7 protein-coding genes are annotated in these 7,720 nt (G+C 54.0%); 6 read left to right on the top strand and 1 reads right to left on the bottom strand.

Features of this window, described 5'->3' with window-relative positions:
- The first annotated feature begins 189 nt into the window (after positions 1–189).
- The 5 genes from queA (at position 190) to secF (ending at position 5,796) form a co-directional block, all read left to right on the top strand.
- The gene (queA, locus tag INT21_RS14390; protein ID WP_193068538.1) at positions 190–1,221 is read left to right on the top strand and encodes a tRNA preQ1(34) S-adenosylmethionine ribosyltransferase-isomerase QueA; all 1,032 of its coding nucleotides are present in this window, start codon (positions 190–192) and stop codon (positions 1,219–1,221) included.
- Between the two features lie 64 nt (positions 1,222–1,285).
- The gene (gene tgt / locus INT21_RS14385) at positions 1,286–2,404 is read left to right on the top strand and encodes a tRNA guanosine(34) transglycosylase Tgt (protein WP_125753431.1); all 1,119 of its coding nucleotides are present in this window, start codon (positions 1,286–1,288) and stop codon (positions 2,402–2,404) included.
- Between the two features lie 71 nt (positions 2,405–2,475).
- Complete coding sequence (gene yajC / locus INT21_RS14380; RefSeq protein WP_009722127.1) at positions 2,476–2,802, top strand: preprotein translocase subunit YajC; 327 nt, start codon at positions 2,476–2,478, stop codon at positions 2,800–2,802.
- A gap of 135 nt (positions 2,803–2,937) precedes the next feature.
- Complete coding sequence (gene secD / locus INT21_RS14375) at positions 2,938–4,791, top strand: protein translocase subunit SecD (RefSeq protein WP_089039135.1); 1,854 nt, start codon at positions 2,938–2,940, stop codon at positions 4,789–4,791.
- 78 nt (positions 4,792–4,869) lie between these two features.
- On the top strand, positions 4,870–5,796 hold the full coding sequence (gene secF, locus INT21_RS14370; protein WP_038481479.1) for a protein translocase subunit SecF: 927 nt from the start codon (positions 4,870–4,872) through the stop codon (positions 5,794–5,796).
- A 119-nt stretch (positions 5,797–5,915) separates the two neighbouring features.
- Here the strand turns inward: secF and INT21_RS14365 are convergent, their stop codons facing one another.
- Entirely contained in the window at positions 5,916–6,710 is a 795-nt protein-coding gene (locus tag INT21_RS14365) for an inositol monophosphatase family protein (protein ID WP_089039136.1), read from the bottom strand.
- A gap of 142 nt (positions 6,711–6,852) precedes the next feature.
- Between INT21_RS14365 and trmJ the strand changes: the two genes are divergently transcribed.
- A complete protein-coding gene (gene trmJ, locus INT21_RS14360; RefSeq protein WP_193068536.1) occupies positions 6,853–7,599 on the top strand; it encodes a tRNA (cytosine(32)/uridine(32)-2'-O)-methyltransferase TrmJ in 747 nt (248 codons plus the stop codon).
- Positions 7,600–7,720: the final 121 nt, after the last annotated feature.

Raw genomic sequence — 7,720 nt, 5'->3', positions numbered from 1 at the left:
GCCAGACTCGAACTGGCACACCCGTAAAGGCGGCGGATTTTGAATCCGCTGCGTCTACCAATTCCGCCACACCGGCAATGGCTGCGCATTATACGTAGATAACCTCACAGGTCAATCACATTGACTGACTTTATCTATCTAAAGCGCTATCCTATGCCGCCTGTTTGACCACTGATAAGAGCCATTTCCATGCAGCGCGCGGATTTTCATTTCGAGCTACCCGACGAGCTAATTGCTCGCTACCCTTCTGAGCAGCGCAGCGACTGCCGTTTGCTATGCGTGGATGGCCAAAGCGGCGCGCTTGAGCATCGCCAGTTTGCTGATTTACTTGAACTACTCGAACCCGGCGACTTGCTGGTATTCAATGATACGCGCGTCATTCCAGCACGCTTGCACGGTCACAAGGCTAGCGGCGGTAAAGTAGAAATGCTGCTGGAGCGCCCGCTGGATAGCCACCGCGGTTTGGCACATATCCGTTCGAGTAAATCACCTAAGCCTGGCACCGAGCTGATCTTTGAAGGCGACATTCATGCGGTGGTTGAAGGCCGCCGCGATGCACTGTTTGAGCTGCGCTTTTTAGGCGACACGCCAATGATTGCGCTGCTTGAAAAGCATGGCCATATGCCACTGCCGCCCTATATCACCCGTGACGATGAGCTGAGTGATCGGGAACGCTATCAAACCGTGTATGCCCGCCGCGACGGTGCAGTAGCAGCGCCTACCGCGGGGCTTCACTTTGACCAACCGTTGTTGGATGCCCTGGCCGAGAAAGGCGTTAACAGTGCCTTTGTGACCTTGCACGTCGGCGCTGGCACCTTTCAGCCAGTGCGCGTCGACAACATCCTTGAACACCATATGCATAGCGAGTGGATTGAGGTGTCTGAGACCGCCTGTCAACAAGTGCGTGACACTCAGGCTGCGGGGAAACGGATCATTGCCGTCGGCACTACCAGCGTGCGCTGCTTAGAAAGCGCTTGCCTGAAAAGTAGCGACGGCCAGATTGCCCCCTACAGCGGCGACACCGATATCTTTATCTACCCTGGCTACGAATGGCGCTGTGTAGATGCTCTGATAACTAATTTCCACCTGCCCGAGTCGACCCTGCTGATGCTGGTCTCTGCATTTGCCGGCTATGACCACATGATGCGGGCATACCGCACGGCAGTTGACGAGCGCTACGCGTTCTTTAGTTATGGCGATGCCATGCTGCTGACCCGCTAAACACGATACGTCCAGCGCCTTAACCGATTATTGACGAGTTATTTAGATGCGAAACGAATGTTTTATGCGCTTTGAGCGCCTAGCCGACGATGGCCGTGCACGCCGGGGGCGCTTGCACTTCCCCCGCGGTACCGTCGAAACCCCGGCCTTTATGCCGGTGGGCACCTACGGCACGGTGAAGGGCATGACACCTGACTCCGTGAAAGAGATTGGCGCAGAAATCATTCTCGGCAACACCTTTCACCTATGGCTGCGCCCAGGCACCGACGTGATTGAAGCCCATGGCGACTTGCATGATTTTGCCCAATGGGACAAACCTATCCTGACCGATTCCGGCGGTTTTCAGGTTTTTTCCTTAGGCGAAATGCGCAAAATTACCGAGCAAGGCGTTCACTTCCGCTCACCGGTCGATGGCAGCAAGGTATTTATGGGGCCAGAAGAATCCATGGCCGTGCAGCGCTCGTTGGGCTCTGACGTAGTGATGATTTTCGACGAGTGCACGCCGTACCCAGCCACTTTTGAAGAAGCCGAAAAATCCATGGAGCTTTCGCTACGCTGGGCGAAACGCTCACGCGAGGCTCATGGTGATTCGCCTTCGGCGCTGTTCGGCATTATTCAAGGCGGCATGCACCCTGAACTTCGCGAACGCTCATTAAAAGGGCTGCTCGAAATTGGCTTTGATGGCTTAGCCATTGGTGGCTTGTCGGTAGGCGAACCCAAAGAAGAGATGATCAAGGTACTCGATTATCTACCGACGTGGATGCCTGACGACACCCCGCGCTACCTGATGGGCGTTGGCAAACCAGAAGACTTGGTAGAGGGTGTGCGTCGCGGCGTCGACATGTTCGATTGCGTAATGCCTACTCGTAATGCACGTAACGGCCACCTGTTCACCTCCGAGGGTACGGTCAAGATCCGTAACGCTAAGCACCGCTTTGATACCCAACCGCTTGATGCTGAGTGTGACTGCTATACCTGCAAAAATTTCTCACGGGGCTACTTGCACCACCTGGATCGTTGTAACGAAATGCTCGGCTCCATGCTCAATACCATCCATAACTTACGCTACTATCAGCGGGTAATGGCTGATTTGCGCGCGGCAATCGAAGCGGGTACATTGACGACCTTTGTGGAAGGCTTTTATGCCCAACGCGGCCTGCCAGTGCCTCCCCTAGCGAATTAATCGCCATCCGCCATTGGCGGGTGGTTTAATCGGTTCACCCATTGAGTTTTCTAACCCAGGAGTTCTCTGCAATGCTGGATTTCTTCATCTCACCAGCCCATGCCCAAGAAGCCGCTGCCGGCGGTGGCATCGCGCAAATTGTCATGCTGGTTGGTTTTGTGCTGATTTTTTACTTCCTGCTGTGGCGCCCCCAGGCAAAGCGCGCTAAGCAGCACAAACAGCTGGTTACTGGCTTGGCCAAAGGCGATGAAGTCGTCATCGGTGGCGGTCTTGTTGGTCGTGTTACCAAAGTTAATGATGAGTTCCTAACGCTGGAAGTTTCTGAAGGCACCGAAGTTAACGTGCAGAAAAATGCCGTTGCTGCCGTACTTCCTAAAGGCACTATTAAGTCCATCTAACGCCTGCATCTCCCCCCTGCCGATCCAGTGCCAGCCACCCCGGCAGGGGTGACATGGTAGCCACGATGGTGAACTTTGCTGTGCGCGGTCTGTCCGTGCACAGCAATTCCGTTTGTAATTGAAGGCAGGGCTTGCATGCTCAACCGTTACCCCCTGTGGAAGTATCTGCTGATACTGGTCGTCCTGGTGGTTGGCCTTATCTATTCGCTTCCCAATTTATTCCCCGCAGATCCCGCCATCCAGGTTAGCGATGCCCAGGGCGACTCGCTGGATGAACGGCAAATATCCCGCGTTGAAGAAGCGCTCATTGATAGCGATATCGGCATTAAAGCCATTGAAGAAACGAATGGCCAATGGCTGATTCGCCTTCAGAGTGATGATGATCAGCTAGACGCCCGCGATATTGCCGCAGATGTATTGGGTAGTGACGCGACTGTCGCACTCAACCTCGCTGACGCCACCCCTGGTTGGCTGCAAGCCTTTTCCGCATCCCCCATGACACTGGGCCTCGATTTACGTGGAGGCGTGCACTTCTTACTCGAAGTAGATATGGATGCCGCCCTTACCCAGCGCTTGGAAGTGAATGCCAGCGCCATGCGTGAACTGCTACGTGGGGAGCGCATTCGCTATCGCAACACCACCATCGACGAGCGTTCACTTTCAATCGCCTTTGGCAGTGCAGAAGACCGCGATACTGCCCGGCGCTTGATCAGCCGCGACTTCCCTAATTTTGAATACAGCAATGAAGGCGATGGTCGTGCTTCCAACCTAGTCATGACGCTCAGCGACCAAACGGTTAACGAGATTCAGGACTATGCGATCAATCAAAACTTAACCACGCTACGCAACCGCGTTAACGAGTTGGGTGTCGCTGAGCCGATGGTTCAACGCCAAGGGCCTAGCCAAATCGTGGTTGAGCTGCCCGGCGTTCAAGATACCGTGGCTGCAAAGCGTATTGTGGGTGCAACGGCAAACCTAGAGTTTCGCCTGGAAGCTCGCAACGATACGCCTGACACGGAAACCGAACGTCTAGAATTCCGTAACGACCCTGCACGCTCGGCAGAGCTGATGCGCGATGTCATTATTACCGGTGATAGCGTATCCAGTGCCAGCAATAGCTTTGATGAAAATGGTCGTCCGCAGGTCAACATTAACTTGGACGGCACCGGCGGTACATTAATGAACCGCGCCACGCGAACCAACATCGGTCGCAATATGGCGGTATTGTTCATTGAACATAAAAGCGAAGATCGCGTAGAAATCGACCCCGAAACGGGCGAAGAAACGATTATTCGCGAGCCCTACGTCGAACGCGGCTTGATCAGCCTTGCTACCATCCAAAGTGCACTAGGTAACAGCTTCCGCATTACCGGCTTAGACTCACCGACTGAAGCTGCTGAGCTTGCTCTTCTGCTCCGCTCTGGTTCACTGGCCGCCCCTATCTACTTTGTCCAGGAACGCACCATTGGACCAAGCCTGGGTGCCGAAAACATTGAACGTGGCCTGCTATCAGTACAAATCGGCTTGTTACTGGTCGTGCTGTTTATGCTGGTGCGCTACAAAGTGTTTGGGGTATTTGCCAACATCGCCCTAGCGCTAAACCTAACGCTGCTCGTCGCGGTTATGTCGATGCTGGGCGCTACGTTAACACTACCAGGCATTGCCGGGATTGTGCTGACGCTAGGCATGGCAGTTGATGCCAACGTGCTGATATTCGAGCGTATACGCGAAGAATTGCGCAACGGCATGTCGATTCAGCAAGCAATCCATGCGGGCTACGAGCGCGCTTTCACTTCTATCGTGGATGCCAACATCACCACGCTGCTGGTAGCGGTGATTCTGTTCTCGATCGGTACCGGCCCAGTGAAAGGGTTTGCCGTTACGCTCTCCATTGGCATTTTGACATCCATGTTCACAGCACTACTGGTAACGCGCGCCATGGTCAACCTGACCTATGGCAGCAAGCCCGTCAAAAAGCTGTGGATTTAAACACATGGATCTAAATGGCATAGATTTGAAAAGCATGGATCTGAACCACGTGCTTAGCCCAGAATTTAAGAGGTGGTAATGAAACCCCTATCACAACTGCGAATCGACTTTATGGGGCGGCGCAACCTTGCGTTTATCGTCTCTGCCTTGATGCTAATCATCTCGATTGGCGCGATTATTTTTCAGCAGCTAAATCTCGGACTGGACTTCACCGGCGGCACCCTGGTGGAAGTGCGCTACGGCGCAGTCCCGTCCTTAGACGCGATTCGCCAATTGCTCGAAGACAGTGGTTTCCAAGACGTGTCGGTGCAAACGTTTGGCGCATCAACAGAAATACTTATCCGCATTCAGCAAGCGTTCGATGCGGATGTCGGTAACGATGTTGTCAGCCTGCTACGTGCCAATGGCGATAGCGTTAATCTTGTGCGGGCCGAATTTGTCGGTGCACAGGTAGGCGACCAACTTCGCGACCAAAGCGGCTTAGGCCTTCTAGTGGCATTGGGCGTGGTGATGCTTTACGTTGCCTTCCGCTTTCAATATAAGTTTGCTCTTGGTGCCCTGCTAGCCTTGCTGCACGATGTCATCATTGTTGTTGGCGTCTTCGCGCTGTTCAAGCTTGAGTTCGATCTAACAGTACTGGCAGCGATTTTGGCCGTTATCGGTTACTCGCTAAACGATACGATTGTTGTCTATGACCGTATCCGCGAGACCATTCGAACATCGCGTATTGATGATATGCCGCAAATCTTCAACGAAGCGATCAATGCCACCCTGTCCCGCACGCTCGCCACCTCTGGTACTACGGTACTGGTGTTGCTGGCGCTGCTGCTATTAGGCGGCGACATGATCGAGAACTTCGCTATTGCGCTGTTAATTGGCATCGTGGTGGGTACGTTCTCATCAATTTATATCTCAGGTGCGTTACTGATTCCGCTCAAGCTTTCACGGGAAGACCTTATCCCCACCAAGAAAGAGACGGACGAAGAGGAAGAAGAGCTGCCGTAAACCAGCAAAAGCAATCCGCAACAAAAAGGCTCTGCCGATAAAATCGACAGAGCCTTTTTAATGCGTGGTCATCGAGCAGACTGTATCAATCGCTTTTACCACTTACCATTTTTACGAACTTAAAAATGCGGTGCCAATTGTTTAATCAAGGCTTTGTACAAACGCGGGCCAGCGGCCATCAGCTGACCTTCAGCGGCCACTGTCGGCTTGCCGTCAGGCGTACCCATCAATGCACCGGCTTCTTTCAGCAATAGCGTTCCCACCTGCATATCTTGCTCTTCAAGTCCCAGAACAAAGACGCTGTCCACACGCCCACAGGCCAGCTCACAAATATCCAGCAGGCCGCTACCAGATGCCAACATGGCGTCTACTTGGGGGGCTAACTGCTGAGTAATGGTCAGGTAAGCTGGCAAATGGCTGGGGCGCAACCAGGTTTCTGGCAGGCTCATCGCTATCCGCGTACCGCTAATCGCGGTAGGTTTGCTTACACGCATGCGCTTATCGTTATGCTGAGCACCGCGGCCGCGGCTGGCGATATACTCATCGTCAGAAAACGGACAGATAATTACCGCGTGTTCGGGGCGATCTTTAACGAGACACACCACTGAGAGAGCAAAGCCCTTACCTGCCACCGCTAAATTGGAATAGCCGTGCATTGGTTCAATTTTCCAGACGATATCAGCGCCTTCGCCTTCACCCGCTTTATGGGGCGTATAGCGGCCACTGAAGCCGTGCAGGGGATACCCACGCTGCAGCTGCTGAACAATGGTGGCCTCTGCTTTGCGAGCGGTGTCTTCTAGCAAGCGGTCGAGGTTAAATTCATCGTGAGCATTTTCAATGCGTTCACGAACACGTAAAAAGTGTTCAACAGCGCCACGCGCAGCGCGCAGCGTAAATTGGACCATAGGATTCATGATCGGGCCTTGTCACAGTGATGTTAAAGAACGGAGGCAGTGGCAGGACTGCTTTGGCGGGCAATTCTAACAGAGCCCCCTCGGGCATGCTATCGACTCATGCTAAACTGCGCGTTTTCCGTACTTGATTACCGAGCCCATTATGCTTGAGCGCATCCGTATTGTTCTTATTGGCACTAGCCATCCTGGTAATATTGGCGGCGTCGCCCGCGCCATGCACAACATGGGCTTAGCCGATTTAGCCCTGGTGGCGCCGCGCTGTGAGGTGATTACCCAAGACAGCATTTCCCGCGCTTCGGGAGCCGACCACCTGCTGCATCAGGCAAAAGTCCACGCCTCTCTTGAAGACGCCGTTGCTGACTGCACGCTTGCGGTGGGCGCTAGCGCCCGTTCGCGCACGCTGCCCTGGCCAATGATTTCCCCACGCGAGCTGGCCGAGCGCCTGCCCAGCGAATGCCAGCCCGACAGTGCACGTGTCGCGCTGGTGTTTGGCCGCGAGGACAGCGGCTTAACCAATGCCGAGCTGCAGCGTTGTCATGCCCACGTGCATATTCCCACCAATGCAGATTTCAGCTCGCTAAACCTGGCTGCCGCCGTTCAGGTGATTGCCTATGAGTGCCGTATGGCATGGCTAACTCAACAGGATAGCGCCAGCACCGCTGAAGAGCCGGATGATGCGCTGGCCACCCATGCCGAACTAGAGCGCTACTTTGAGCACTTGGAGCGCACGCTGATTGCCATTGAATTTCATGACCCCGCACAGCCGCGCCAACTGATGGCGAGATTGCGTCGCCTGTACCTACGTGCTCGTCCTGAAAAAATGGAGATGAATATTCTGCGTGGCATTCTTTCGGCAACCGAAAAAGCGACAGACAAACATCGTCCATAGCGCTGGCCACCGCTGCGGCTTGGGCAACCGAAACTTGAAGTCGTATCGGTGCGCCCCAACATCGTTTTTTTGAGCGCTGCATTGCACTAGGCACTAGCCATATTCCAAGAACTTATGATTG

Origin of the sequence: Halomonas sp. 3F2F (assembly GCF_014897805.1) — a bacterium.
GTDB lineage: Bacteria > Pseudomonadota > Gammaproteobacteria > Pseudomonadales > Halomonadaceae > Vreelandella.
The sequence above is the reverse complement of the archived record's forward strand: the minus strand, read 5'-3'. Positions and strand labels throughout refer to the sequence as shown.

Coding starts and splice junctions, on each gene's coding strand:
- secD (WP_089039135.1), top strand. CDS start 2,938: ATGCTCAACCGTTACCCCCTGTGGAAGTATCTGCTGATACTGGTCGTC.
- INT21_RS14365 (WP_089039136.1), bottom strand. CDS start 6,710: ATGAATCCTATGGTCCAATTTACGCTGCGCGCTGCGCGTGGCGCTGTT.
- secF (WP_038481479.1), top strand. CDS start 4,870: ATGAAACCCCTATCACAACTGCGAATCGACTTTATGGGGCGGCGCAAC.
- trmJ (WP_193068536.1), top strand. CDS start 6,853: ATGCTTGAGCGCATCCGTATTGTTCTTATTGGCACTAGCCATCCTGGT.
- queA (WP_193068538.1), top strand. CDS start 190: ATGCAGCGCGCGGATTTTCATTTCGAGCTACCCGACGAGCTAATTGCT.
- tgt (WP_125753431.1), top strand. CDS start 1,286: ATGCGCTTTGAGCGCCTAGCCGACGATGGCCGTGCACGCCGGGGGCGC.
- yajC (WP_009722127.1), top strand. CDS start 2,476: ATGCTGGATTTCTTCATCTCACCAGCCCATGCCCAAGAAGCCGCTGCC.